Source organism: Lactobacillus sp. C449L, assembly GCF_059900815.1.
Map to the genome: position 1 here is coordinate 1 of NZ_JBWXGA010000377.1, position 415 is coordinate 415.

Annotated in this window: 2 protein-coding genes; both read right to left on the bottom strand. The window is 33.7% G+C overall.

Annotated elements, in window-relative coordinates:
- On the bottom strand, window positions 1-249 hold a 249-nt coding region (locus tag AC2JF9_RS09865), incomplete at its 3' end, for an ATP-binding cassette domain-containing protein (RefSeq protein WP_500727418.1).
- On the bottom strand, window positions 203-415 hold a 213-nt coding region (locus tag AC2JF9_RS09870; RefSeq protein WP_500727420.1), incomplete at its 5' end, for a hypothetical protein. The genes AC2JF9_RS09870 and AC2JF9_RS09865, both read right to left, overlap by 47 nt.

Here is a 415-nt window from a genome sequence, read left to right on the forward strand (position 1 = left end):
TTTTCTTACAATTTGGTATTCCTTCAATTTTGCAAGATTATATTTATCTTTGAATATTATCTTTCCCTTACTAATAGAAGTTTTTCCGCAAATCACATCAAGGAGAGTAGTTTTCCCGGCACCATTAGGACCGATTAGAAAATGAACTCTATTCTTCACTACTTGAAAGTCAAGATTGCTGATTGCTTTAAATCCACTGAATTCAACTGATATGCCTTTTGATTGCAGAATTATTCCGCTGTCTTGCATAAAGAAGAAACCACCTTTCTTGAAGATTTTTGAAAAAACCTAATAATCCATTCGGCAAGAAGACTACTACAATGACGAACAGAAAACCAAGAAAATATGTCCAAATATCTGGGTAAGACTCGCTAAAACCTGTTTTAGCACTATTGATTAAAACAGCTCCAAGTAC